At 72.3% G+C, this 25,300-nt stretch carries 26 protein-coding genes; 16 read left to right on the top strand and 10 right to left on the bottom strand.

Annotated elements, in window-relative coordinates:
* Positions 1-140: 140 nt before the first annotated feature.
* The 3 genes from tyrS to ACFW6A_RS37950 are packed head-to-tail and all read right to left on the bottom strand — an operon-like array spanning position 141 to position 4,356.
* Positions 141-1,406, bottom strand: coding sequence for a tyrosine--tRNA ligase (gene tyrS, locus ACFW6A_RS37940; RefSeq protein ID WP_351842132.1), 1,266 nt, complete (start codon positions 1,404-1,406; stop codon positions 141-143).
* Between the two features lie 50 nt (positions 1,407-1,456).
* A complete protein-coding gene (locus tag ACFW6A_RS37945; protein WP_351842130.1) occupies positions 1,457-2,848 on the bottom strand; it encodes a metallopeptidase TldD-related protein in 1,392 nt (463 codons plus the stop codon).
* Complete coding sequence (locus tag ACFW6A_RS37950) at positions 2,845-4,356, bottom strand: TldD/PmbA family protein (protein WP_386481022.1); 1,512 nt, start codon at positions 4,354-4,356, stop codon at positions 2,845-2,847. The genes ACFW6A_RS37945 and ACFW6A_RS37950 overlap by 4 nt, the downstream gene beginning before the upstream one ends.
* A 207-nt stretch (positions 4,357-4,563) precedes the next feature.
* On the opposite strand from ACFW6A_RS37950, the gene fabG reads away from it, so the two are divergent.
* The 3 genes from fabG to ACFW6A_RS37965 all read left to right on the top strand — a co-directional run bounded on the left by fabG (position 4,564) and on the right by ACFW6A_RS37965 (position 6,652).
* Positions 4,564-5,283 carry a 3-oxoacyl-[acyl-carrier-protein] reductase gene (fabG, locus tag ACFW6A_RS37955; RefSeq protein WP_351842126.1) on the top strand — a complete coding sequence of 240 codons (720 nt, stop codon included), beginning with the start codon at positions 4,564-4,566 and terminating at the stop codon, positions 5,281-5,283.
* A 2-nt stretch (positions 5,284-5,285) separates the two neighbouring features.
* Positions 5,286-6,062 carry an enoyl-ACP reductase FabI gene (gene fabI / locus ACFW6A_RS37960; protein ID WP_351842124.1) on the top strand — a complete coding sequence of 259 codons (777 nt, stop codon included), beginning with the start codon at positions 5,286-5,288 and terminating at the stop codon, positions 6,060-6,062.
* A gap of 185 nt (positions 6,063-6,247) precedes the next feature.
* Positions 6,248-6,652: a hypothetical protein gene (locus tag ACFW6A_RS37965; RefSeq protein WP_351842122.1), complete on the top strand. Its 405-nt coding sequence runs from the start codon at positions 6,248-6,250 to the stop codon at positions 6,650-6,652.
* Here the strand turns inward: ACFW6A_RS37965 and ACFW6A_RS37970 are convergent.
* Positions 6,600-7,301, bottom strand: coding sequence for an FCD domain-containing protein (locus tag ACFW6A_RS37970; RefSeq protein WP_351842120.1), 702 nt, complete (start codon positions 7,299-7,301; stop codon positions 6,600-6,602). The two genes, ACFW6A_RS37965 and ACFW6A_RS37970, sit on opposite strands and share 53 nt — an antisense overlap.
* Before the next feature lie 132 nt (positions 7,302-7,433).
* Here ACFW6A_RS37970 and ACFW6A_RS37975 point away from each other — a divergent pair, with 132 nt between their 5' ends.
* The 4 genes from ACFW6A_RS37975 (at position 7,434) to ACFW6A_RS37990 (ending at position 10,010) form a co-directional block, all read left to right on the top strand.
* Positions 7,434-8,831, top strand: a complete 1,398-nt coding sequence (locus tag ACFW6A_RS37975) for a CynX/NimT family MFS transporter (RefSeq protein ID WP_386481004.1) — start codon at positions 7,434-7,436, stop codon at positions 8,829-8,831.
* Positions 8,832-8,848: 17 nt separating this feature from the next.
* On the top strand, positions 8,849-8,965 hold the full coding sequence (locus ACFW6A_RS37980) for an SGM_5486 family transporter-associated protein (RefSeq protein WP_277349137.1): 117 nt from the start codon (positions 8,849-8,851) through the stop codon (positions 8,963-8,965).
* A 287-nt stretch (positions 8,966-9,252) separates the two neighbouring features.
* Positions 9,253-9,456: a hypothetical protein gene (locus tag ACFW6A_RS37985; RefSeq protein WP_351842116.1), complete on the top strand. Its 204-nt coding sequence runs from the start codon at positions 9,253-9,255 to the stop codon at positions 9,454-9,456.
* A gap of 35 nt (positions 9,457-9,491) precedes the next feature.
* Positions 9,492-10,010: a SixA phosphatase family protein gene (locus ACFW6A_RS37990; protein ID WP_386481007.1), complete on the top strand. Its 519-nt coding sequence runs from the start codon at positions 9,492-9,494 to the stop codon at positions 10,008-10,010.
* Positions 10,011-10,150: 140 nt separating this feature from the next.
* On the opposite strand, the gene serB is transcribed toward ACFW6A_RS37990, so the two are convergent.
* Positions 10,151-11,392, bottom strand: a complete 1,242-nt coding sequence (serB, locus tag ACFW6A_RS37995; protein WP_351842112.1) for a phosphoserine phosphatase SerB — start codon at positions 11,390-11,392, stop codon at positions 10,151-10,153.
* A 217-nt stretch (positions 11,393-11,609) separates the two neighbouring features.
* Here serB and ACFW6A_RS38000 point away from each other — a divergent pair, with 217 nt between their 5' ends.
* Positions 11,610-14,186, top strand: a complete 2,577-nt coding sequence (locus ACFW6A_RS38000) for an FHA domain-containing protein (RefSeq protein WP_351842110.1) — start codon at positions 11,610-11,612, stop codon at positions 14,184-14,186.
* Positions 14,187-14,258: 72 nt separating this feature from the next.
* Here the strand turns inward: ACFW6A_RS38000 and ACFW6A_RS38005 are convergent, their stop codons facing one another.
* Positions 14,259-15,047 carry a transglycosylase SLT domain-containing protein gene (locus tag ACFW6A_RS38005; protein WP_351842108.1) on the bottom strand — a complete coding sequence of 263 codons (789 nt, stop codon included), beginning with the start codon at positions 15,045-15,047 and terminating at the stop codon, positions 14,259-14,261.
* A 632-nt stretch (positions 15,048-15,679) separates the two neighbouring features.
* On the opposite strand from ACFW6A_RS38005, the gene ACFW6A_RS38010 reads away from it, so the two are divergent.
* From ACFW6A_RS38010 to ACFW6A_RS38020, 3 genes are all read left to right on the top strand, one after another.
* Positions 15,680-16,825, top strand: coding sequence for a GAF domain-containing sensor histidine kinase (locus ACFW6A_RS38010; protein ID WP_386646426.1), 1,146 nt, complete (start codon positions 15,680-15,682; stop codon positions 16,823-16,825).
* A complete protein-coding gene (locus ACFW6A_RS38015; RefSeq protein ID WP_351842104.1) occupies positions 16,818-17,462 on the top strand; it encodes a response regulator transcription factor in 645 nt (214 codons plus the stop codon). Before ACFW6A_RS38010 ends, ACFW6A_RS38015 begins: the two co-directional genes overlap by 8 nt.
* Positions 17,463-17,616: 154 nt before the next feature.
* Complete coding sequence (locus ACFW6A_RS38020) at positions 17,617-17,859, top strand: chaplin (protein WP_043219578.1); 243 nt, start codon at positions 17,617-17,619, stop codon at positions 17,857-17,859.
* A 174-nt stretch (positions 17,860-18,033) separates the two neighbouring features.
* Here the strand turns inward: ACFW6A_RS38020 and ACFW6A_RS38025 are convergent, their stop codons facing one another.
* Entirely contained in the window at positions 18,034-18,819 is a 786-nt protein-coding gene (locus tag ACFW6A_RS38025; RefSeq protein WP_351842102.1) for a hypothetical protein, read from the bottom strand.
* A 144-nt stretch (positions 18,820-18,963) separates the two neighbouring features.
* On the opposite strand from ACFW6A_RS38025, the gene ACFW6A_RS38030 reads away from it, so the two are divergent.
* From ACFW6A_RS38030 to ACFW6A_RS38045, 4 genes are all read left to right on the top strand, one after another.
* Positions 18,964-19,755 (top strand): ABC transporter ATP-binding protein, encoded by a 792-nt coding sequence (locus tag ACFW6A_RS38030; RefSeq protein ID WP_351842100.1) that lies wholly within the window; start codon positions 18,964-18,966, stop codon positions 19,753-19,755.
* A 97-nt stretch (positions 19,756-19,852) separates the two neighbouring features.
* On the top strand, positions 19,853-20,281 hold the full coding sequence (locus ACFW6A_RS38035; protein WP_386481015.1) for an NfeD family protein: 429 nt from the start codon (positions 19,853-19,855) through the stop codon (positions 20,279-20,281).
* A gap of 94 nt (positions 20,282-20,375) precedes the next feature.
* Positions 20,376-21,320: an SPFH domain-containing protein gene (locus ACFW6A_RS38040; protein WP_030763263.1), complete on the top strand. Its 945-nt coding sequence runs from the start codon at positions 20,376-20,378 to the stop codon at positions 21,318-21,320.
* 108 nt (positions 21,321-21,428) lie between these two features.
* Positions 21,429-22,196: a sulfite exporter TauE/SafE family protein gene (locus tag ACFW6A_RS38045; RefSeq protein ID WP_386646429.1), complete on the top strand. Its 768-nt coding sequence runs from the start codon at positions 21,429-21,431 to the stop codon at positions 22,194-22,196.
* Between the two features lie 60 nt (positions 22,197-22,256).
* Here the strand turns inward: ACFW6A_RS38045 and ACFW6A_RS38050 are convergent, their stop codons facing one another.
* The 3 genes from ACFW6A_RS38050 to ACFW6A_RS38060 form a co-directional block, all read right to left on the bottom strand.
* Positions 22,257-22,763: an HNH endonuclease gene (locus tag ACFW6A_RS38050; protein ID WP_351842093.1), complete on the bottom strand. Its 507-nt coding sequence runs from the start codon at positions 22,761-22,763 to the stop codon at positions 22,257-22,259.
* A gap of 158 nt (positions 22,764-22,921) precedes the next feature.
* Positions 22,922-23,461, bottom strand: coding sequence for a YbhB/YbcL family Raf kinase inhibitor-like protein (locus ACFW6A_RS38055; protein ID WP_351842091.1), 540 nt, complete (start codon positions 23,459-23,461; stop codon positions 22,922-22,924).
* Between the two features lie 22 nt (positions 23,462-23,483).
* A complete protein-coding gene (locus ACFW6A_RS38060) occupies positions 23,484-24,266 on the bottom strand; it encodes a sporulation protein (RefSeq protein WP_351842089.1) in 783 nt (260 codons plus the stop codon).
* Positions 24,267-24,353: 87 nt separating this feature from the next.
* Here ACFW6A_RS38060 and ACFW6A_RS38065 point away from each other — a divergent pair, with 87 nt between their 5' ends.
* Complete coding sequence (locus tag ACFW6A_RS38065) at positions 24,354-25,016, top strand: DNA-3-methyladenine glycosylase (RefSeq protein ID WP_351842087.1); 663 nt, start codon at positions 24,354-24,356, stop codon at positions 25,014-25,016.
* Positions 25,017-25,300 lie beyond the last annotated feature (284 nt).

Here is a 25,300-nt window from a genome sequence, read left to right on the forward strand (position 1 = left end):
CGGGGGGCGGGGGGGGGCCGCGGGGTGCGGGCCCACCACCCCCCCAACCCCCCCGCGCCCCGCCCCCCCCGGCCCCGGGGGGGGCCCGGGCGGGGGGGGGGGCCCCCCCCCCGCCCCTCCCGGTATGTGTGCCCGGTGGATCAGCCGGTGTACTCGATCGCGGCCAGGTTCTTCTTGCCGCGCCGCAGCACCAGCCAGCGGCCGTGCAGCAGCTCGCCGGCCTCGACGACGGCGTCCTCGGCGGTCACCTTCACGTTGTTCACGTAGGCGCCGCCCTCCTTCACCGTGCGCCGCGCGGCCGACTTGCTCGCCACCAGACCGACCTCGGCGAACAGGTCCACGACCTGGCCCAGCTCGGTCACCCGGGCGTGCGGCAGCTCGGAGAGCGCGGCGGCCAGCGTCCGCTCGTCCAGCTCGGCCAGGTCGCCCTGCCCGAACAGCGCCTTGGAGGCGTCGATGACGGCCGCGCACTGCTCGGCGCCGTGCACCAGCGTGGTCAGCTCCTCGGCGAGCGCCCGCTGCGCGGCCCGCGCCTGCGGCCGCTCGGCGGTCTGCGCCTCCAGCTCCTCCAGCTCCTCGCGGGACCTGAAGGAGAGGATCCGCATGTACGTCGAGATGTCCCGGTCGTCCACGTTCAGCCAGAACTGGTAGAACGCGTACGGCGTGGTCATCTCCGGGTCCAGCCAGACGGCGCCGCTCTCGGTCTTGCCGAACTTGGTGCCGTCCGCCTTGACCATCAGCGGGGTCGCCAGGGCGTGCACCTCGGCGCCCGGCTCCAGGCGGTGGATCAGGTCGAGGCCGGCCACCAGGTTGCCCCACTGGTCCGAGCCGCCCTGCTGGAGCGTGCAGCCGTACCGCCGGTACAGCTCCAGGAAGTCCATGCCCTGGAGCAGCTGGTAACTGAACTCGGTGTAGCTGATGCCCTGCTCGGACTCCAGGCGGCGGGCCACGGAGTCCTTCGTCAGCATCTTGTTGACCCGGAAGTGCTTGCCGATGTCCCGCAGGAACTCGATCGCCGACAGGCCGGCGGTCCAGTCCAGGTTGTTCACCATGACCGCCGCGTTCTCCCCCTCGAAGGAGAGGAAGGGCTCGATCTGGGACCGCAGCCGGTTCACCCAGTTCGCGACCGTCTCGGGGTCGTTCAGGGTGCGCTCGGCGGTCGGGCGGGGGTCGCCGATCTGGCCGGTGGCCCCGCCGACCAGCGCCAGCGGCCGGTGACCGGCCTGCTGGAGCCGGCGGACGGTGAGCACCTGGACCAGGTGGCCGACGTGGAGACTGGCCGCGGTCGGGTCGAAGCCGCAATAGAACGTGACGGGACCGTCCGCGAGCGCCTTGCGCAGGGCGTCCTCGTCGGTGGACTGGGCGAAGAGCCCGCGCCACTTCAGCTCGTCGACGATGTCCGTCACGGTCGTCAGTCTCCTTGGATAGGTACGGGTGACAGCCCAGTCTAGGCGGGTCAGACGCCCTTGCTGACCGAGCTCATGTTGAAGTCGGGCACCCGCAGCGCGGGCATCGCGGCCCGGGTGAACCAGTCGCTCCACTCGCGCGGCAGGGTCCGCTCCGTCCGGCCCGCCTCGGTGGCCCGCGACAGCAGGTCCACCGGCGACTCGTTGAACCGGAAGTTGTTGACCTCGCCGACGACCTCGCCGTTCTCGACGAGGTAGACGCCGTCCCGGGTCAGACCCGTGAGCAGCAGCGTCGCCGGATCCACCTCGCGGATGTACCAGAGGCAGGTCAGCAGCAGCCCGCGTTCGGTGGCCGCCACCATCTCCTCCAGCGAGCGCTCCCCGCCGCCGTCCAGGATCAGGTTCCCCGCGCCCGGCGCCACCGGCAGCCCGGTGAGGCCCGCCGTGTGCCGGGTGGTGATCAGGCGGTCGAGCGCGCCGGCCCGCATCCACTCCACCGGTCCGACCGGCAGGCCGTTGTCGAAGACCGACTCGTCGTCCCCGGAGGAGTGCGCGATCACGAAGGGCGCGGACTCCAGGCCCGGCTCGTTCGGGTCGCTGCGCAGGGTCAGCGGCAGCGGCGAGAGGGTCTCGCCGAGCCGGGTGCCGCCGCCGGGCCGGGAGAAGACCGTCCGGCCCTCCACCGCGTCCCGGGCCATCGAGGACCACAGCTGGTAGATCAGCAGGTCGGCCACGGCGGTCGGCGGCAGCAGCGTCTCGTACCGCCCGGCCGGCAGCTCGATCCGCCGCTCGGCCCAGCCCAGCCGGACGGCCAGCTCGGCGTCGAGCGCCGCCGGGTCCACGTCCTTGAAGTCCCGGGTGGAGCGCCCGGCCCAGGCGGAGCGGGTCCTGTCGGGCGACTTGGCGTTGAGCTCCAGGGTGCCGTTGGGCTGGTCGTGCCGCAGCCGCAGCCCGGTCGACGTGCCCAGGTAGGTGGAGGTCAGCTCGTGGTTGGCGAAGCCGTACAGCTCCCGGCCGCCGGCCCCCGCCCGGGCGAAGGCCTCGCCGAGCGCCGGCGCGAAGTCCGCGAAGACGGTGGAGGAGGTCTCGGCGGGCGCGTCGGTGAAGTCGGGGGAGGAGGGCACGCCCGTCACCAGCGGCTGGGCGTCCTCGGCGGGCCCGGCCGCCCGCGCCGCCGCCTCGGCGGCCCGGACCAGCGGCTCCAGGTCCTCCGCGGTGACCGCGGAGCGGGACACGACCCCGGAGGCGGTGCCCTCGGCACCGTCCACGGTGGCGATCACGGTGAGCGTGCGGCCCCGGGTCACGCCGTTCGTGGTGAGCGCGTTGCCCGCCCAGCGCAGGTTGGCCGAGGACTCCTCGTCCGCGATGACGACACACCCGTCGGCGCGGGACAGTTCGAGCGCCCGCTCGACGATCTCGTACGGCTTGCTGACGCGGCTCATCGACCGGCCTCCTGCGTCGTGTTGAGAATGTTGACGCCCCGGAAGAGGGCGGAGGGGCAGCCGTGCGAGACGGCCGCGACCTGGCCCGGCTGGGCCTTGCCGCAGTTGAAGGCACCGCCGAGGACGTACGTCTGCGGGCCGCCGACCTGCTCCATCGAGCCCCAGAAGTCGGTGGTGGTGGCTTGGTACGCCACGTCCCGCAGCTGCCCGGCCAGCCGGCCGTTCTCGATGCGGAAGAAGCGCTGCCCGGTGAACTGGAAGTTGTACCGCTGCATGTCGATCGACCAGGAACGGTCGCCGACCACGTAGATGCCCCGCTCGACGCCGCCGATCAGGTCCTCCGTCGACAGACCGCCCGGGTCGGGCCGGAGCGACACGTTCGCCATCCGCTGCACCGGCACGTGCGCGGGGGAGTCCGCGAACGCGCAGCCGTTGGACCGCCCCAGGTCCGTGAGCTTCGCGATCCGCCGGTCCAGCTGGTAGCCGACGAGCGTGCCGTCCTTCACCAGGTCCCAGGACTGCGCCTCGACGCCCTCGTCGTCGTACCCGATGGTGGCCAGCCCGTGCTCGGCCGTGCGGTCGCCGGTCACGTTCATCACCGAGGAGCCGTACGCCAGCTTGCCCAGCTGGTCGAAGGTGGCGAAGGAGGTGCCCGCGTACGCCGCCTCGTAGCCCAGCGCCCGGTCCAGCTCGGTGGCGTGGCCGATGGACTCGTGGATCGTCAGCCACAGGTTCGACGGGTCGACGACCAGGTCGTACCGGCCGGCCTCGACGCTCGGCGCCCGCATCTTCTCGGCGAGCAGCTCCGGGATCTCCTCCAGCTCCTTGTCCCAGTCCCAGCCGGTCCCGGTCAGGTACTCCCAGCCCCGGCCGACCGGCGGCGCGATCGTCCGCATCGAGTCGAACTCGCCCGTGGTGCCGTCCACCGCCGTCGCGGTGAGCTGCGGGTGGAGCCGCACCCGCTGCTGGGTGGTGACGGTGCCCGCCGTGTCCGCGTAGAACTTGTTCTCGAAGACCGTGAGCAGCGAGGCGTCCACGTGCGCCACCCCGTCGGCCCGCAGCAGCCGCCCGGACCAGTCGGCGAGCAGCGCGCTCTTCTCCTCCGCGGGGACGGAGAAGGGGTCGATCTCGTACGAGGAGATCCACACCTTGTCGGCGTGCACCGGCTCCGGCGCCAGCTCCACCCGCTCGTCCGAGCCCGCCGCCGCGATGACCCGCGCCGACAGCTGCGCCATGGCCACGGCCTGCGAGGCGACCCGGGCGGCGCCGTCCATGGTCAGGTCGACCCCGGAGGCGAAGCCCCAGGCCCCGCCGTGCACCACCCGGACCGCGTAGCCGAGGTCGGTGGTGTCCGACGAACCCGCAGGCTTGGCGTCCCGCAGCCGCCACGAGGCGCTGCGCACCCTTTCGAGGCGGAAATCGGCGTGCTCGGCGCCGAGCGCCCGCGCCCGCGCGAGCGCCGCGTCGGCGAGCGCCCTCAGCGGCAGGGCCGTGAAGGCCGGATCGATGGAATGGGCCTCAGATGGCACAGCTGTCTCCTGTCGTGTGCGACCGGTCGCACCGATCATGTCGCGCTTTGGGCCGGGGTGCCCAGGGATTTCTGTAGGGACCCGACAGTGACATCCGTACGCCACTGTCAGGCCCCGATTCCGCGGATCGCGGAACGGACCGATAGGTTTTCGACGTACCAGACCGCCGATCGAAAGGGTGATCCGTTGAGCCGCTCGGTTCTCGTCACCGGAGGAAACCGGGGCATCGGCCTCGCCATCGCCCGCGCGTTCGCCGAGGCCGGCGACCAGGTCGCGTTCACGTACCGCTCCGGCGAGCCGCCGGCCGCGCTGACCGAGCTGGGCTGCCTGGCCGTCAAGTGCGACATCACCGACGCCGAGCAGGTGGAGCAGGCGTACAAGGAGATCGAGGAGAAGCACGGCCCGGTCGAGGTCCTCGTGGCCAACGCCGGCGTGACGAAGGACCAGCTCCTCATGCGCATGTCGGAGGAGGACTTCACGTCCGTCCTCGACACCAACCTCACCGGCACCTTCCGGGTCGTGAAGCGCGCCAACCGCGGCATGCTCCGCGCCAAGAAGGGCCGCGTCGTCCTGATCTCCTCGGTCGTCGGTCTGCTCGGCTCCGCCGGCCAGGCCAACTACGCCGCCTCCAAGGCCGGCCTGGTCGGCTTCGCCCGCTCGCTCGCCCGTGAGCTCGGCTCGCGGAACATCACCTTCAACGTCGTCGCCCCCGGCTTCGTGGACACCGACATGACCTCCGTGCTCACCGACGAGCAGCGGGCGGGCATCGTGTCGCAGGTCCCGCTCGGCCGCTACGCGCAGCCGGAGGAGATCGCCGCGACCGTGCGGTTCCTGGCCTCCGACGACGCCTCGTACATCACTGGAGCCGTCATCCCGGTTGACGGCGGACTGGGAATGGGTCACTGATCATGGCTGGAATCCTCGAGGGCAAGAAGATCCTCATCACCGGTGTGCTGATGGAGTCCTCCATCGCCTTCCACGCCGCGAAGCTGGCCCAGGAGCAGGGCGCGGAGATCATCCTCACCGCCTGGCCCCGGCCCACGCTGACCGAGCGCATCGCCAAGAAGCTCCCCCACCCGGAGAAGGTCAAGGTCCTGGAGCTCGACGTCTCCAACGACGAGCACCTCGCCCGCCTGGAGGGCCAGGTCCGCGAGCACCTCGGCGACCGCATCGACGGCGTCGTGCACTCCATCGGCTTCGCGCCGCAGGACGCGCTCGGCGGCAACTTCCTCAACACGCCGTTCGAGTCGGTCTCCACGGCCATGCACGTCTCGGCCTTCTCCCTGAAGTCCCTGACCATGGCGCTGCTGCCGCTGATGAGCGAGGGCGGCTCGGTCGTCGGCCTCACCTTCGACGCCAAGTTCGCCTGGCCGCAGTACGACTGGATGGGCCCGGCCAAGGCCGCCCTGGAGGCCACCAGCCGCTACATGGCGCGCGACCTCGGCAAGCAGAACATCCGCTGCAACCTGGTCTCCGCCGGCCCGCTCGGCTCCATGGCCGCGAAGTCCATCCCGGGCTTCGGCGAGCTGGCGAAGGTCTGGGACAGCCGCTCCCCGCTGGAGTGGGACCTCTCCGACCCGGAGCCGGCCGGCCGCGCCATCGTCGCGCTGCTCTCCGACTGGTTCCCGAAGACCACGGGCGAGATCGTCCACGTCGACGGCGGCCTGCACGCGATCGGCGCCTGACCGCTCCGCACCGCCTTCCGCACGCCGGCCGGGGCCGGGTGCGCGTCCCCGGGGGGACCGCACCCGGCCCCGGCCGTTTCCGCGTCCCCTCGGGGGTCCGCCGCCCCGAGTCGAAAAGTCCGGCCGATCACCGCAGACTGGTCGGAGCGTGTCGTTCCGGCTACTCACGGGGAGGAGGTACGGGCATGCGCGCGCTCCACCGCGGCTTCGCCGCCTACGCCTCGGTCGCCGCCCTGCTTCTCGGGACCGCCGTCGCCGCCGAGGTCCACGCGGCCTCCGCCCCCGCGGAGGAGACCGCCGCCGCCCCGGCGGCCCGGGGCCCGGAGGACTTCGGCGCCTCCTGCCACACGGTCGTCGAGGGCACCCGGGTCACCGCGCACTGCCGGAACCCCTACCCGCGGACCGACCGCGTGCGGCTCCACGTCGAGTGCGACCCCTGGTGGGACCTGGACACCGACAGCGCGCCCGTGGACGTCGCGCCCGCCGACTACGCGACGCTCACCGCCCGCTGCTGGAAGGAGGTCCGCTCCGCCTGGGTCACCCACGAGCCGGCGGCGGATCCTGCTCCTTCCGCCCGCCCAGGCACATGAACGGATAGCCCGCCGCCTCCTCGGCCGCCCGCTCCGCGTCCCCGGCCCGGATCGCCTCCACCAGCCGCGCGTGGTCCATGTGGTTCTCCGGCCGCAGCACCTGCCCCACGTCGTCGCGCAGCCACTGCCGCAGGAGGTCGCCCAGGTCCGCGTAGAGCTCCGTGAGCACGTCGTTGCCCGACGCCGCCACCACCGCGTGGTGGAAGGCCGCGTCCACCGTCACGAACCGCTCCGCGTCGCCCGACTCCCACGCCTCCTCGCGCCGGACCAGCAGCGCGTCCAGCTGCCCCAGGTCCCGCTCGGAGCGCCGCCCCGCCGCGAACCGCGCGGCGGCCGACTCCAGGGTGGCGCGCAGCTCGGCCACGTGGCGCGGGTCGGAGTCCGCGAACCGCCGGTGCATCACCCCGGCCAGCTCGCTCGTCGCCGCCACGTAGGTGCCGGAGCCCTGCCGGATGTCGAGGAGCCCGTTGTGGGCGAGGGCCCGGACCGCCTCGCGGACCGTGTTGCGGGCCACGCCGAGCTGCTCGACCAGCTCGGGCTCGGTCGGGATGCGGGAGCCGACCGGCCACTCGCCGGAGGTGATCTGGTTCCGCAGCTCGGCGATCACCTGGTCGGTCAGACCGGTGCGCCGGGGGTGCCCGAGGGCCATGGGGGAGTCGCCTTCCGCGGGAGGGTCAGTGAGGAGAGCCAGTGAAGAGAGCCAGTGAGGAGGGTCGGTAAGGAGGGTCAGTAATGGTTCAGGATTGGACAACCAATCATCCCATGATTCTATGATGGCTCCATGTCAGACGAGCCGAAGACCCTCGACGCCGCCCCCGTACGGCCCTCCTCCGCCCCGCGCGACCCGGCGCCCGCCCCCGGGACCGGCCGCGGCGCCCGCTGGACCCTCGGTTTCGTCTCCGTCGGCCTCGTCCTCGCCGCGCTCAACCTGCGCCCCGCGATCACCAGCCTCGGCGCCCTCCTCGAAGAGGTCAGCGCCACCCTGCACATGAGCGGCACCGTCGCCGGCGTCCTCACCTCCGTGCCGCCGCTCTGCTTCGCGGTCTTCGGCATCACCGCACCGCGCCTGGCCCGCCGCTTCGGCCCCGCCGCCGTCGTCTGCGCCGGCATGGCCGCCATCTTCGCGGGCCTGATGCTGCGTCCCTTCGCGACCGGCACCGCCGGCTTCCTCGCCGCCAGCGCCCTCGCCCTCATGGGCATCGCGGTCAGCAACATCCTGATGCCGGTGATCGTCAAGCGGTACTTCCCCGACCGCATCGGCTCCATGACCGGCCTGTACTCCATGGCCCTCGCGCTCGGCACCTCGCTCGCCGCCGCCCTCACCGTGCCGATGACCGACGCGCTCGGCGGCGACTGGCGCCTCGGCCTCGGCGTCTGGGCGGTCCTGGCCGCCCTCGCCGTCCTGCCCTGGCTCCCGCTCGTCAAGGACCGCACCGGCGCCCCCCGCACGGAGCCGGGCGGCCCGGCCCGCGCCGCCGGCAAGACCACCGCGGGGAAGACCGCCCCCGCGAAGACCATCGCCGCGGCCCCGCCGGCCCCCGCCTCCACCGCGTCTCCGGCCGGCTCCGCTTCCGCCGGACCGGCCGCCGAGGCCGTGCCCCGGCCGATGTACCGCAGCCGCACCGCCTGGGCCCTGGCCTGCTTCTTCGGCCTCCAGGCCACCGGCGCGTACATCACCATGGGCTGGATGCCGCAGATCTTCCGCGACTCCGGCGTCCCCGCCTCCACCGCGGGGGTCCTGCTCGCGGTCACCATGGTCATGGGCGTCCCGCTCGCCTTCGTCATCCCGCGCCTCGCCACCCGGATGCGGCAGCAGGGCCCGATCGTCGTCGCCCTCGGCACCTGCGGCCTCGTCGGCTACACCGGCCTGTTCCTCGCCCCGTCCGGCGGCGCCTGGCTCTGGGCCGTCCTCCTCGGCGTGTCCAACTGCTCCTTCCCGCTCGCCCTCACCATGATCGGCATGCGCTCGCGCACCGGCGCCGGCGTCGTCCGCCTCTCCGCCTTCGCCCAGAGCGTCGGCTACCTCATCTCCATCCCCGGCCCCCTGCTCGTCGGCGTGCTCTACCAGCACAGCGGCGGCTGGGGCGTGCCGATCGCCCTCATGGGGGGCCTGATGGTGCCGCAGATGATCGTGGGCATCCTCGCCGGACGGGACCGGACGGTCGAGGACGAGACCTGAGATGCGAGACTGGGCCCATGCCCGTTCTCGAACCCAATCCCCAGGGCGGCCAGAAGAAGCTGCTCGTCGTGCTCGGCGCGATGCTCGGCATCACGGTCGTCATCGCCGTCATCGCCTCGATCGCCTCCCCCTGACACCGCGCGTCTCCTCCTGGCCCCGCGCGTCTCCTCCTGACCCCCGCGTCTCCCCGTGACCCCGCCCGCCCCCCCCGTGACCCGCCCCGCCGCGGCCGGAAGGGCCCGAGCGGCCGGGGGGTGGGGACAACCCCCGTATCCCCTAGGGGAAAGTCTCAGGGTCGAGTAGGTGGATCACCGGATGGGCCGCGGCCCCCGCGCTCCCTACCGTGGAGACACGCCGCGGTTCCCCCGGCGTCCACCCTCCCCCGAGGACCGCGTCCCGGGGGCTCCCCACGGAGGCGGTCATGACGGCCCTCACCCGCACCGGCGACCGGACCACGCCCGCCGGCGTCGACACCCGGCTGCCCTGGTGGGCCCTCGCCCTCCCGGTGGCCGCCTTCACCGTCCTCCTGCTGCTGGTCACCGGGCCCGGTGAGGCGGCCGCGACGGGCGGGGACGGCGGGATGGGACAGCTCCTCCAGCGCATCGGGCAAACCCTCGCTCTCTGAGTCAGGACGGGCCGATCCGTGCCAAGCTGTGGACCATGAGCGTCGAAACAATCCGCAGGATCGTGCTGCTCCGGCACGCGAAGGCAGACTGGGGCCAGGAGACCGACCACGAGCGGCCGCTGGCCGAGCGGGGCCGCAAGGACGCACCCGTGGCGGGCCGCCGGCTCGCCCAGTCCGGCATCGACTTCGACCTGGCCCTCTGCTCGACCGCGGCGCGCACCCGCGAGACGTGGAAGCTCGCCGTTCACGAGCTGGCCGAGCGGCCCCGGACGGTCTACGAGGAGCGGATCTACGAGGCGTCCCCCGGCGAGCTCATCGCCCTGCTCAACGAGGTCCCGGAGGACGTGGACGACCTCCTCGTCATCGGCCACAACCCCGGCATCCACGGCCTGGCCGACGCGCTGACCGGCGAGGCCGAGGGCGACACCCTCGCCCGGATGACCCGCAGCGGCTACCCGACGTCCGCCTACGCCGTCCTCACCTTCACCGGCACCTGGAAGTCCGTCGAGCACGGCGTCGCCCGCCTCGTCGAGTTCTGGACCCCCCACGACTGAGCCCCACGACCGACCCCCACGGCCGGCCCCCGCGCCGGTACGCGAAAGGGGCCCGGCCGCCGCGAGGGCGGCCGGGCCCCTTCCCGTACCCGGCACTCCGCCGGGACGGCACTCCGCCGGGACGGCAGGGCGGCAGGACGTCAGTGGAGCGACCCCTCCGCGCCGTCGTCCGCCGCCTCGACCTCCTCGCGGGTGATCCCCAGCAGGTACAGCACCGTGTCGAGGAACGGCACGTTCACCGCCGTGTGGGCCGCCTCGCGCACCACCGGCTTCGCGTTGAACGCCACCCCGAGCCCGGCCGCGTTCAGCATGTCCAGGTCGTTGGCGCCGTCGCCGATCGCCACCGTCTGCGCCAGCGGCACCCCGGCCTCCGCCGCGAACCGGCGCAGCAGCCGCGCCTTGCCCGCCCGGTCCACGATCTCGCCCGTCACCCGGCCCGTGAGCTTCCCGTCCACGATCTCCAGGGTGTTGGCCTGGGCGAAGTCCAGTCCCAGCCGCTCCTTCAGGTCGTCGGTGACCTGGGTGAAACCGCCCGAGACCACCCCCACCTGGTAGCCGAGCCGCTTGAGGGTGCGGATCAGGGTCCGCGCGCCCGGCGTGAGCCGCACCTCGGCCCGCACCTTGTCCACCACCGACGCGTCCAGGCCCTCCAGGAGCGCCACCCGCGCGTGCAGCGACTGCTCGAAGTCCAGCTCGCCGCGCATCGCCGCCGCCGTCACCTCGGCGACCTTCTCCTCGCACCCCGCGTGCGCCGCGAAGAGCTCGATGACCTCGTCCTGGATCAGCGTCGAGTCCACGTCCATGACCACCAGCCGCTGCGCCCGCCGGTGCAGCCCGGCCGAGACCACGGCCACGTCCACGCCGATGGTGTGCGCCTCGGTGGCCAGCGCCGTCCGCAGCACCTCCGTCGCACAGCCCGAGACCGCGAACTCGACCGCCGTCACCGGGTACTTCGCCAGCCGGAAGATGCGGTCGATGTTGCCGCCCGAACCGGCGATCCTGGCCGCTATGGCCGCCGTCTGCTCGGCCGTCAGCGGGTGTCCGAGCACCGTCACGTGCGAGCGGCCCTCACCGCGCGGACGGTTGTCGCCGGTGCCCGAGATGATCTCGGCCTGGAGCTTCAGCGACTCCGCCCAGCTGTGCACGGTGGCGCGCAGCTCGCCCTGGGGGGCGACGGTCGGCTCGGTGACCAGCGCGCACAGCACGAGCCGGCCGCGCGAGACGACCTGCTCGATGTCGACGACGTCCACGGAGAAGGCGGCCAGGGTGTCGAAGAGGCCGGCGGTGATCCCGGGCCGGTCCTTTCCGAAGATCTTGACGAGAAGCGTGGGCACGTCCGCGGCGGGAACGGCGGGAACGTCCGGTGTCTGCGATGCGCTCATGGTGCTCCCACCGTATCGGGCGCCCCACGCCACCCGGCGCCCCGTCCCGCGGAGCGGACACCCGGCCGGCCGATCGCCGCGCCGGCGGGCCCGGCGGCCCTCCCCCGGGTCTTCACGCCGCCCGACTTTCGGATCGGGGACCCGGCCTGAAATAGTTCCCCAGGATGATTCGCCATCCCTAGGGCCCCCGTGACGGGGGCGCATCGGGGGACACACAGTGGGGCATGGAGTGCCAGAACTCGTACTCGAACTCAACGGCAGGACCTGGACGCTGGAGCCGTCCCGGTCGTACACCCTGGGCCGCGACCCGCAGGGGGACCTGGTCATCGACGACGCCAGGGTCTCGTGGCGGCACGCCACGATCAGCTGGAACGGCCGGAGCTGGGCCATCGAGGACCACGGCTCCACCAACGGCACCTTCGTCGCGGGGCAGCGGATCCAGCAGCTGGAGGTCGGCCCCGGGACCGCCGTACACCTCGGCAACCCGACGGACGGCCCGCGCCTGAACCTCACCGCCGCGCACGCCGGGCAGCCGGTCCCCGCCCACCAGGGCGCCCCGGTCCAGCAGCCCGTCCAGCAGCCCGCGCAGCCGCCGGTCCAGCAGCCCGGCGGGCAGGCCGAGTGGGCCGGTCACCACGCCCCGCCGCAGCAGGGCGGCTGGCAGCAGCCCCCCGCGCAGCACGGCGGCCAGGTCCCGCCGCAGGTGCCCCACCAGGGGGCCGGCCCGGTCGAGCAGCCCGCCCAGAAGACCAACGGCGCCGCGGGGGCGTCGTCGGCCTACTCCGACCGCAGCCCGACCACCTTCCACCAGCTCGCCCTCGGCCACGTCATGCGCATCGGCCGCGCGCTCGAGAACGAGCTGGTCGTCTCCGACCTCCAGGTCTCGCGCCACCACGCCGAGTTCCACGCCACGCCCGACGGCCGCATGGAGATCCGCGACCTCGGCTCGCACAACGGCACCTACGTCAACGGCCAGCCGATCCCCAAGGGCGGCACCGCCCTCCTCGGCCCGCAGGACATCGTCGGCGTCGGCCACTCCACCTTCCGGATCGTCGGCGGCCAGCTGGAAGAGTTCGTCGACACCGGCTCGGTCTCCTTCTCGGCCCGCCACCTCACGGTCACCGTCGACGGCGGCAAGCAGATCCTCAAGGACGTCTCCTTCGGCGTCCCCGAGAAGTCGCTCATCGGCGTCATCGGCCCCTCCGGCTCCGGCAAGTCCACCCTCCTCAAGGCGCTCACCGGCTACCGGCCCGCCGACCAGGGTGACGTCCTCTACGACAACCGCAGCCTCTACAAGCAGTTCGCCGAGCTGCGCCAGCGCATCGGTCTGGTCCCGCAGGACGACATCCTGCACAAGGAGCTGACCGTCCAGAAGGCCCTCCGGTACGCCGCCAAGCTCCGCTTCCCCGGCGACACCGCCACGGCCGAGCGCGAGGCCCGCATCGACGAGGTGCTGCGCGAGCTCAAGCTCGACATCCACAAGGAGAAGAAGGTCACCTCCCTCTCCGGCGGCCAGCGCAAGCGCGTCTCGGTCGCCCTGGAGCTGCTGACCAAGCCCTCGCTGATCTTCCTGGACGAGCCGACCTCCGGCCTCGACCCGGGCATGGACCGCGACGTCATGCAGCTGCTCCGCGGCCTCGCCGACGACGGCCGCACGGTCCTCGTCGTCACCCACTCGGTGGCCGAGCTGGCCCTGTGCGACAAGCTCCTGGTGATGGCCCCCGGCGGCTCCGTGGCGTACTTCGGCCCGCCGGACGAGGCGCTGAACTTCTTCGGCTACACCTCCTGGGCCGACGTCTTCTCCGCCTTCGAGAACTACCGCGACTACGACTGGGCCGGCCGCTGGAAGGGCTCGCAGCACTACCAGCTGTACGCCGCGGACATCGACGCCGTCGCCGCCCAGCCCGTCCACATGCCGCAGCAGGCGATGTCCCGCCCGCCCAAGCCGCAGGGCTGGGGCTCCCAGCTGTGGACCCTGATCCGCCGCTACACCTCGGTGATCGTCTCCGACAAGGGCTTCCTCGCCCTCATGGTGATCCTCCCGGCGGTCATCGGCTCGGTCTCCGTCGTCATCCCCGCCGACTTCGGCCTGGCCCCGCCCACGCCGCCGTCCCGCTTCAACGGCGACGCCGGCATCATCATGCTGATCCTCACGGTCGGCATGTGCTTCTCCGGAGCCGCCAACTCCGTACGAGAGCTGATCAAGGAACGGGTCATCTACGAACGGGAGCGCGCCACCGGCCTGTCCCGCTCGGCGTACCTGATGTCCAAGGTGATCGTCCTCGGCGTCATCACCGCCTTCCAGGGCGTCATCCTCTGCGCCATCGGCTTCGCCATCCGCGAGCTGCCCGCCGAGGGCCTGCTCATGCCGCCGGCCGTCGAGCTCTGCCTCACCGTCATCGCGCTCGGCCTCACCTCGATGATGGTCGGCCTGGTCATCTCCGCGCTGGTGAAGACCGCCGAGAAGACCATGCCGCTGCTCGTGATGTTCGCGATCGTCCAGGTCGTCTTCACCGGCATCCTCTTCAAGGTCTTCGGCTCGCCCGGCCTGGAGCAGTTCGCCTGGCTCATGCCGTCGCGCTGGGCCATCGCGGGCGCCGGCACCACGCTCGACCTCGCGCACCTGATGGCGCCGTGGGACCCGAAGAACCCCACCGACCTGGACCCCCTGTGGGAGCACAGCGTCGGCCAGTGGAGCTTCAACATCGGCGTGCTGCTGTTCATGACCGTCGTCCTCGGCGTCCTGGTCGCCCGCCTGCTGCGCCGCCACGAGCCCGAGGTCATGCGCAAGTAGCGGCCCGCGCGGCACGCGCCGGAGGGCGGCACCCCGCACGGGGTGCCGCCCTCCGGCGTGCGCGCCGACGGCTCAGTACGCGCTGTTGACGTTGTCGATCGAGCCGTACCGGTCGGCCGCGTAGTTGGCGGCGGCGACGATGTTGGCGACCGGGTCGTACTGGTCGAACTTCGTGCCCTTGACGTGGTACGCCTTGAAGGTCGGGTAGATCACCTGGAGCAGGCCCTTGGACGGGACGCCGTTGATGGCGTTGATGTCCCAGTTGTTGATCGCGTACGGGTTGCCGCTGGACTCGCGCATGATGTTCTTGTGCAGCCCGTGGTAGGTGCCCGGGATGTTGTGCTTGTCCATGATGTACAGCGCCTCGCGGATCCAGCCGTCGAGGTTGTTCGCGAAGACCGGGGTCCGGGTGACGGAGCGGCTCGCGGCGGTCTTCGTCGCGGCGCGCTTCTTCGCGGCGGCCTTGGCCTTCGCCTTCGCCGCGGCCTTCGCCTCGGCGGCCCGCTTCTTCGCGGCGGCGTCGGCCTTCGCCTTGGCGGCGGCCTTCGCCTTCGCGGCCTTCGCCTTCGCCGCGGCCTGGGCCTTGGCCTTCGCCTCGGCGTCCAGCTTGGCCTTCAGGCCGATGGTGGTGTGCTGGTCGGTCACGCTCGCGGCCAGCGCCTTGGCCTGGGGGCTCGCGGCGTCATAGGACCACGCGACCCGCTGGCTCGTGTTCAGAGCCTGCGGCTCGGTCTCGGTGGAGCCGTTGCCGGGCACCAGGGAGAGGGTGAGCGCGGCAGCGCCCAGGGCGGCGACACCGGCGATCGTGGCCTTGTGGGTCTTCTTCAGACCACGACTGTGGCCAGGGGTGTTCTGAGACATGCAGGACTACCTCTTCGAATCGCTGGGGGTCGCTGGGCCGGGGCGGCGCTGCGCCTGCTCGGCGGCGACGGGGGCAATTCTTAGCGGCAGCAAAATCGGGTGGCAAAGGTGTGACGTACGATCCCGGGTAGTGGATCAGGGGCCCGTGTACGTGCCCGAGACCAGCCCTCTGGCCCGGTTCGTCCCGCACCAAACCACCCCAGACCACTCCACTAGGCGGCTTCGTAAGTGACCTGCGTCCTATGCGCGGGCTCACATGGGCGGCACGGCGAACTCACTCGCCGTTGCTCCAGCAATGCACACGGTGAGCCTCCTCCACCCCGAGGAGGAGGCGGCCGCCCCCGGACTCGTCCCCACGGAGGCCCCCTTCCCCACCACGGCGTACGCGCCCGGCGGGGGAGTGCGGCCCCCTGGCCGCCCCGCCCCTCCGTCCGCCCTCCGGAACCGGCCCCCGACCCGCCCCTCACGCACGCACGCGCGCGCGTGCTCCCCTTCCCTCCGCCGTGGCGGAGGGAACCGTCCCGCTCCCGCCCCACCCCGCCCGGGGGCACTTCGACCTAGGTCCCGCGGCCCCCTCCGGCGCCGTCCACAGCCCCATACGGACCGTCACGCCCCGCCGGTACGGTGAATCCATGAGCCACCGACCGAGCTCCGGCCTCGCCGCCGTGAGCACCGCACTCCTGGCGATGAGCCGGCAGATGGAGGTCCGCGACGTCCTCAAGACGATCGTCGCCTCCGCCCGCGAGCTCCTCGACGCCGAGTACGCGGCCCTGGGCGTCCCCGACGACCACGGCGGCTTCGCCCAGTTCGTCGTCGACGGCGTCACCGACGAGCAGTGGAAGGCCATCGGCCCGCTGCCCCGGCAGCACGGCGTCCTCGCCGCGATGCTCCACAAGGCCGAGCCCGAGCGGCTCGCCGACGTCCGCGAGGACCCCCGCTTCGGCGGCTGGCCCGACGCCCACCCCGAGCTCTCCGACTTCCTCGGCCTCCCCGTCCGCGACGGCGACGAGACCCTGGGCGCCCTCTTCCTGGCCAACAAGCGCTGCCCCCGGCCCGGGGGCGGCTGCGGCTTCACCGCCGAGGACGAGGAGCTGCTCGGCATCCTCGCCCAGCACGCCGCCATCGCCCTCACCAACGCCCGGCTGTACGAGCGCAGCCGCGAGCTCACCATCGCCGAGGAGCGCTCCCGGCTCGCCCACGAGCTGCACGACGCCGTCAGCCAGAAGCTCTTCTCCCTCCGGCTCACCGCCCAGGCCGCCGCCGCCCTCGTCGACCGCGACCCGGCCCGGGCCAAGGTCGAGCTCCAGCAGGTCGCCGCGCTCGCCGCCGAGGCCGCCGACGAGCTGCGCGCCGCCGTGGTGGAGCTGCGCCCCGCCGCCCTCGACGAGGACGGCCTCGTCCACACCCTGCGCACCCAGGTCCAGGTCCTCGACCGCGCCCACACGGCCACGGTCGTCTTCGACAGCCCCGGCATCCGCGCCCTGCCCGCCGCCCAGGAGGAGGCCGTCCTCCGGGTCGCCCAGGAGGCCCTGCACAACGCGCTGCGGCACGCGGACGCCGACCTGGTGACCGTCGGCCTCACCCGGCACGGCCAGGGCGCCCGGCTCACCGTCGCCGACGACGGCCGCGGCTTCGACCCGAGGACGGTCCGCAGCGCCGGCCGCCACCTCGGCCTGGTGTCCATGCGCGACCGCGCCGCCGGCGTCGGCGGCGCCCTCACCGTGACCTCCGCCCCCGGCGAGGGCACCACGATCGAGATGGAGGTCCCCGGTGGCTGACAAGCCCATCCGCGTGCTCCTGGTCGACGACCACCAGGTCGTCCGCCGCGGCCTGCGCACCTTCCTGGAGGTCCAGGACGACATAGAGGTCGTCGGCGAGGCCGCCGACGGCGCCGAGGGCGTCGCCCGCGCGGAGGAGCTCCGCCCCGACGTCGTCCTCATGGACGTCAAGATGCCCGGCACGGACGGCATCGAGGCCCTCAAGCGGCTGCGGGCCCTCGCCAACCCGGCGAAGGTCCTCATCGTCACCAGCTTCACCGAGCAGCGCACGGTCGTCCCCGCCCTGCGCGCCGGAGCCTCCGGCTACGTCTACAAGGACGTCGACCCCGACGCCCTGGCCGGCGCCATCCGCTCCGTCCACGCCGGCCACGTCCTGCTCCAGCCCGAGGTGGCGGGCGCCCTCCTCGCCCAGGACGACCCCCAGGGCGGTACGGGGCGGGGCACCACCCTCACCGAGCGCGAGCGCGAGGTCCTCGGCCTCATCGCCGACGGCCGCTCCAACCGCGAGATCGCCCGCGCCCTGGTCCTCTCCGAGAAGACGGTGAAGACCCACGTCTCGAACATCCTCATGAAACTGGACCTGGCCGACCGCACCCAGGCGGCGCTCTGGGCGGTCCGCCACGGCCTCACCACCTGAAACGCTCCGTTCACGCGCCGGGGCGCACGCCCGTTCAGAAGGTCATTCCCCTGGGTGCACATCCCCCATTCGGCGCAACCCCGCGGGGCCGCAGGCGTTCTCCAGGGCGTGCTGCGGCGGACCGGCCGCAGCGATGACCAGGAGGAAGTACCAAGTGAAGAACCTCAAGAAGGCCGCTGCCCTCACCATGGTCGCCGGTGGCATCGTCGCCGCCGGTGCCGGTGTCGCCTCCGCCCACGGTGCCGAGGCCGACGGCAAGGCCCTCAACTCCCCGGGCGTCGCCTCCGGCAACCTGGTGCAGGTCCCGGTCCACGTCCCCGTGAACGTCTCCGGCAACACGGTCAACGTGATCGGCCTGCTCAACCCGGCCTTCGGCAACCACGCCCTCAACGGCTGACCACCCCCGTCGAACGGCCCCCGGAAGATCCCTCCGGGGGCCGTCCGCATGCCATGCCCCACCGGTCGTGGGCATGCGTTCCGCCGGGCCGGAACGGGTGCGCACGACCCCCAGGGCGCCCGCCCCCCACGAAACCCCCGCCCCCGGACCGCAGCCCGGAACCCGGACCGCGGGTCAGGCCCCCCGCTCCCGCTCCTCCACCCACGCGTTGTACGCCGCGACCTGCGCCCGCCGCGCCACCCGCTCCACCGGCGCCAGCGCCGCGCCCCGCGCCGCCATCTCCGACGCGCTCACCGCGCCCCCGTGCCCGTTCCCGTACGCCAGGCCGACCATCAGCCCGACGCGCTGCGCCAGCTCCAGCACCCGGACCGCCCGCGGCGGGTAGCCGGGGGCCAGGACCTCGCGGCCCGCCTCCGCCCGCGCCCGGTACGCCTCCCGTGCCGCCTCCGCCGCCGGCCCCGACGCCGCCACGTCCAGCCGGGTCAGCGCCGCCGTCGCGTCCCGCAGCGCCTCCGCCAGCTCCCGCTCCGCCTCGCCCAGCGACGGCACGTCGGCCGGCGGAGCCTCCCGCACCGCCAGGCAGTGCCACACCACCTCGACGTGCACGTCCCCGCGCGGCCCCGCCTCCGAGACCTCCGGCACCAGCCCGTACGGCGCGCCGTATCCGACCGCCGCCTCCTCCGCCTCCAACGCGCGCGCGTTGAAGTCCGGCGGACCGCTCAGCCCCAGCGGATGCCCCGGCACCGGCAGCGCCACCCGCCACCCGGTCACCCCGAGCCGCCGCAGCCGCCCCAGCGCCAGCGTCAGCCCCACCGGACCCGCCTCACCCGGCAGCCCCGCCACGCGGTGCACCGCGTCCTCCCCGACAATCGCCAGCGCCGCGTCGTCCGGCGACACCGCCCCGGCCAGCAGGGCGTTGCCCCAGGCGGCCAGGCGTCCTGAACGTGGTTCCGAAAGCATCCCCCCAGAGTAAGGACCCGAACGACGCCCTAAGGACCGGCCCGCCCCGCCGATGACGTAGGTTTTCCCGTGGACGCCGCGCCCGCGGCCCAAGGCGACGACACGAGCCCAAGCGACTCGACGGCAAGGGGAGACAACGCGCTCATGAGCGATGTACTGGAGCTGGTGGACGTATCCGTGGTCCGCGACGGACGCGCTCTGGTGGACGAGGTCTCCTGGTCGGTCAAGGAAGGGGAGCGCTGGGTCATCCTCGGCCCGAACGGCGCCGGCAAGACCACCCTCCTCAACCTCGCCTCCAGCTACCTCTACCCCACCTCCGGCACCGCCACCATCCTCGGCGAGCGCCTCGGCGGCGTCGACGTCTTCGAGCTGCGCCCCCGCATCGGCATGGCCGGCATCGCCATGGCGGAGAAGCTCCCCAAGCGCCAGACCGTCCTGCAGACCGTCCTCACCGCCGCGTACGGCATGACCGCCACCTGGCACGAGGACTACGACCCGGTCGACGAGGCCCGCGCCAAGGCCTTCCTCGACCGCCTCGGCATGAACGACTACCTGGACCGGAAGTTCGGCACCCTCTCCGAGGGCGAGCGCAAGCGCACCCTGATCGCCCGCGCCATGATGACCGACCCGGAGCTCCTCCTCCTGGACGAGCCCGCCGCCGGCCTCGACCTCGGCGGACGCGAGGACCTGGTCCGCCGCCTCGGCCGCCTGGCCCGGGACCCGTACGCCCCCTCCATGATCATGGTCACCCACCACGTCGAGGAGATCGCCCCCGGCTTCACCCACGTCCTGATGATCCGTCAGGGCAAGGTGCTCGCCGCGGGCCCCATGGAGGACGAGCTCAACTCCCGCAACCTGTCCCGCTGTTTCGGCCTCCCGCTCGTCGTCGAGCGCGTCGGCGACCGCTGGACCGCCCAGGGCCTGCCCCTCAAGTAGCCCCGCCCCGCAGGGCGAAGGAACGCCGTGACCCGCACAGCCACGGCACCGCACCGCGCCCTGTCCCATCCGGCCCCACCCGCCCTACCATGACCCTGTGGACATCGACGCATGGATCTGGTGGCTGATCGGCGCGGTGGGGCTCGGCATTCCCCTGGTCCTCACCGCGATGCCGGAGTTCGGCATGTTCGCCGTCGGCGCGGTCGCGGGAGCGGTCACCGCCGCCCTCGGCTTCGGCGTCACCGCGCAGGTGCTCGTCTTCGTGGTCGTCTCCGTCGCGCTCGTCGCCGTGGTCCGCCCCGTCGCGGCCCGCCACCGCGCCGGCACCCCCGGCCTCGCCACCGGCATCGACGCCCTGAAGGGCCGTCAGGCCCGCGTCGTGGAGCGGGTCGACGCCGAGGGAGGCCGCATCAAGCTCGCCGGGGAGATCTGGTCGGCCCGCTCCCTCGACGCCACCCGCGTCTTCGAACCGGGCGACGAGGTCGACGTCGTCGAGATCGAAGGAGCGACCGCGGTCGTCATCTGACCGAAGCCCGCCCCCGGCGTCCCGGCGGCGTGGGAAACTCGATCATCGGAAGAAACCCGGCAGACAACCGGCAGCGAAGGGCACGGGGAACACGATGTCAGCAGTCATCATCGTCCTGATCATTCTGGTGGTGCTCGTCTTCATCGCCCTGATCAAGACGATCCAGGTCATCCCGCAGGCCAGCGCCGCGATCGTGGAGCGCTTCGGCCGCTACACCCGCACCCTCAACGCCGGCCTCAACATCGTCGTCCCGTTCATCGACACGATCCGCAACCGCATCGACCTCCGCGAGCAGGTCGTCCCCTTCCCGCCCCAGCCGGTGATCACCCAGGACAACCTGGTCGTCAACATCGACACCGTCATCTACTACCAGGTGACCGACGCCCGGGCCGCGACCTACGAGGTCGCCAGCTACATCCAGGCCATCGAGCAGCTCACCGTCACCACCCTGCGCAACATCATCGGCGGCATGGACCTGGAGCGGACCCTCACCTCCCGCGAGGACATCAACGCCGCCCTCCGCGGCGTCCTCGACGAGGCCACCGGCAAGTGGGGCATCCGCGTCAACCGCGTCGAGCTCAAGGCCATCGAGCCGCCGACCTCCATCCAGGACTCGATGGAGAAGCAGATGCGCGCCGACCGCGACAAGCGCGCCGCCATCCTCCAGGCCGAGGGCGTCCGCCAGTCCGAGATCCTGCGCGCCGAGGGCGAGAAGCAGTCCGCCATCCTCCGCGCCGAGGGCGAGTCCCAGGCCGCGGCCCTCCGGGCGGAGGGCGAGGCCCAGGCCGTCCGCACCGTCTTCGAGGCCATCCACGCCGGCGACCCGGACCAGAAGCTCCTCTCGTACCAGTACCTCCAGATGCTCCCGAAGATCGCCGAGGGCGACGCCAACAAGCTCTGGATCGTGCCCAGCGAGATCGGCGACGCCCTCAAGGGCCTCTCCGGCGCCCTCGGCGGCATGGGCCAGGGCGGCGCCCCCGCCGCGCCCTTCACCAAGGACGTCCCGTCCGCCAGGCGGGAAGAACCCACCGTCGACTGAACCGATGGCTGACACGTACACGTAATCCGTGCATGATCGGTGCGAGCCCCTCGACCCTGCCGCACGCAGGGCGGGGAGGCGAGCCACTGACCATGTGAGGAAACGGCCTTGTCCATCTGGGAAATGCTGGCGGTCTTCGCCGCCGGCATCGGCGCCGGCGCCATCAACACCATCGTCGGATCGGGGACGCTCATCACGTTCCCGGTCCTCCTCGCGACCGGACTCCCTCCGATCACCGCGAACGTCTCCAACGCCCTCGGCCTCGTCCCCGGCTCCATCAGCGGCGCCATCGGCTACCGCCGCGAACTCCAGGGCCAGACCCGCCGGGTGCTCCGCCTCGGCGCCGCCGCCCTCGTCGGCGGCCTGATCGGAGCGGTCCTCCTGCTCGCCCTGCCCTCCGAGGCGTTCGACGCGATCGTCCCCGTCCTCATCGGACTGGCCCTGGTCCTCGTCCTCCTCCAGCCCCGCATCGCCGCCGCCGTCCAGCGCCGCCGCGAGCGGACCGGCAGCGAGTCCCACCCCGACGGCGGCCCCGTCCTCCTCGTCGGCCTCACCCTCGCCAGCATGTACGGCGGCTACTTCGGCGCCGCCCAGGGAGTCCTCTACCTCTCCCTGATGGGCCTCCTCCTCGACGACGACCTCCAGCGGATCAACGCAGTCAAGAACGTCCTCGGCGCCCTCGTCAACGGCGTCGCCGCCGTCTTCTTCCTCTTCGCCGCCGACTTCGACTGGACCGCCGTCCTCCTCATCGCCGTCGGCTCCACCCTCGGCGGCCAGGTCGGCGCCAAGATCGGCCGCCGCCTCAAGCCCGCCGTCCTGCGCGGCGTGATCATCGCCGTCGGCGTCGTGGCCATCCTCCAGCTCACCCTGAAGTGACCCCGGCATGACGTGAGGGCCCGCCCCCGACCGGGGCGGGCCCTCTCACGTCCGTACGGATCAGGCGGCGCTACGGGCCAGCCACTCCGGCAGCTGCGAGCGCTCACCGGCCCGCATCGCCAGCAGCATCGCGTCCGCCGGCGTCGGCTCGAACGGCTCGAAGAGCAACGGCATCCCCGCCTGCTCCGGCGTCCGGTCGGCCTTGCGGTGGTTGTCCTCCGCGCAGGAAGCGACCGTATTCAGCCAACTGTCCCCACCACCCTGCGCCCGCGGCACCACGTGGTCCACGGTCGTCGCGCGCTTCCCGCAGTACGCGCACCGGTGCTGGTCCCTGACCAGCACCCCCCTCCTCGACCACGGAGCCTGTCTTCGGAACGGCACCCGGACGAAGCGGCAGAGCCTGATCACCCGCGGCACCGGGAGGTCGACGGCGGCGGCACGCACCCGCAGGTCGGGGTGGGACTGCTCCACGACGGCCTTGTCCTGCAGGACAAGCACCACCGCACGGTTGAGTGTCACCGTCGACAGCGGCTCGAAGCTCGCGTTCAGTACCAGCGTGTCCCGCATTGTGCCCACCTCCCGTTGTGCCGGCCCACCCCCCTGGTGAGCTTGGATCAAACGATGGCCGGGCAGGCCGGGGTCGGACAACGCAATTTCCTGCGCAACAAAAGATGCCCGCTTCTGATCTCTCCAAGACCAGAAGCGGGCAAACAACAAACGAACGATCAGCCTGCCGCGGGAGCCGCGTACTCACCCACCAGCTGGGCCCGGCCCAGCGTGTGGAAGCGCAGGTTGAACCCGACGGCGGCCGGCGAGGCGTCCGCGTCCGGCCCCAGCTTCTCCGTGTCCACCGCGTAGACCGTGAACACGTAGCGGTGCGCCGGATCCCCGGCCGGCGGGGCCGCTCCGCCGAAGTCCCTCGACCCGTAGTCGTTCCGCGCGTGCACCGCACCGGCCGGCAGCCCCTCGAAACCGCCCGACCCGGCACCTGCGGGAAGCTCGGTGACCGACGCCGGGATGTCGAAGAGCACCCAGTGCCAGAACCCGCTGCCCGTCGGCGCGTCCGGATCGAAGCAGGTCACCGCGAAGCTCTTGGTCTCCGCCGGGAACCCCTCCCAGCGCAGCTGCGGAGAGACGTTCCCCTCCGCGTACACCTGGGCGTCCTTCAGCACCCCACCGGGCGATACGTCGTCGCTCGCCACCGTGAACTCCGCCACCGGCGGGTGGAAGGCGTGGGGGAGAGGCGCCCTCTGGCCCTCGGACATGTCGAACCTCCGCTTCGTCCTGTCACATCCAGTTGCGACGGCCGCCGACCTCGGCGAGCCACTGGTGGAGGTAAGCGTTCCAGTCGGTGCCCCGATAGTCGTCCAGACCCACCTTGAACGCCCGGAAGGAGTCGCTGCCCTCGGTGAAAAGACCCGGCTTCTTGTCCATCTCCAGGACGACGTCCATCTCGCGGTCGTCCGCGACGAAGCTGACCTCGACCTGGTTCAGGCCGCGGTACTGCTGCGGCGCGAAGAACTCGATCTCCTGGTAGAAGGGGAGCCGCTGACGGGTGCCGCGGATGTGCCCGCGCTCCATGTCCGCGCTCTTGAAGCGGAAGCCCAGCTGGATGAAGGCGTCGAGGATCGCCTGCTGCGCCGGCAGCGGGTGCACGTTGATCGGGTCGAGGTCGCCCGAGTCCACCGCGCGGGCGATCTCCAGCTCGGTGCTGACGCCGATCTCCATGCCGTGCAGGCGCTGCCCGCCGATCGTGTTGACCGGGGTCTCCCACGGGATCTCCAGGCCGAACGGCACCACGTGCACCGCCCCGGCCTTCACCTCGAACGCACCGCCGAGCCGCACCTTCACGAACTCGACGTCCTGCTTGTGCTCCTGGTCGCCGCCCTCGACCTCCACACGCGCCTGGAGACCGACGGACAGCCCCTCGATCTGCTGGTCGACGCTGCCGCCCTGGATCCGGACCTCGCCCTGGACGACGCCGCCCGGGACCACGTTCTCCTCGGTGAGCACCGTCTCGACGGTCGCCCCGCCGGCACCCAGGCTGGCCAGCAGCTTCTTGAATCCCATGCCACTCTCTCCTTCTCGTTCCTGTCCCCTACATACGCGCGACGACCGTAGCGGGTTCCACCGCGCTCCCCGTTACGCTCGGACGCCATGAGCGAGAGCCCCGACCGTACGCCGCTTCCGAGGAGCTTCTTCGACCGCCCCGTCCTGGAGGTCGCCCCGGAACTCCTCGGCCGCACCCTGGTACGGACGACCGACGAGGGGCGCATCGAACTGAGACTCACGGAGGTGGAGGCGTACGCCGGAGCGATCGACCCCGGCTCGCACGCCTTCCGGGGCCGCACGCCCCGCAACGCCTCCATGTTCGGCCCGCCCGGTCACGCGTACGTCTACTTCACCTACGGCATGTGGCACTGCCTGAACCTGGTGTGCGGCCCCGAGGGCGAGGCGAGCGGCGTACTGCTCCGAGCGGGTGAGATCCTGCGCGGCGCGGAGCTGGCCCGCCCCCGCCGCCGCTCGGCCCGCAAGGACGCGGAACTGGCGAAGGGCCCCGCCCGCCTCGCCACCGCCCTGGACGTCCCCGGCTCCCTGAACGGCACCGACGTCTGCGCAGGCCCGGACGCCCCCCTCGCCGTCCTCACCGGCACCCCGCCGGCCCCGTCCCTCATCCGTACGGGCCCGCGCACCGGCGTCGGCGGCGACGGCGCCCCGCACCCCTGGCGCTTCTGGATCTCCGAGGACCCCACGGTCAGTCCGTACCGTCCCCACACGCCCCGGAAGCGCCGACTTGACCCGCCCAGAACGGAGGCGTAACGTGGCCCGAGCCGCTTGAGACGGTGGTGCTTGTTCAAGCACCCCGAGAGCGGCCACCCACTTCAACGCGACGAATCCCTACGGGGCCTATTTCGGCATGCCGAAATAGATTCCCATTGGCCCGATTATGAGCCACCAGGGAAATCGGCTAAAGTAGTGGACGCGCCGGAAGGCCCCGAGAAAAACAAATCGGGACCGGAAAGCACCGAGGAAATCGGATCGGAAAGATCTGATAGAGTCGGAAACGAAGGAAGCGCCCGGAGGGCCCGGAAACGGGAACGAAG

Origin of the sequence: Streptomyces sp. NPDC058758 (assembly GCF_042746075.1) — a bacterium.
GTDB lineage: Bacteria > Actinomycetota > Actinomycetes > Streptomycetales > Streptomycetaceae > Streptomyces.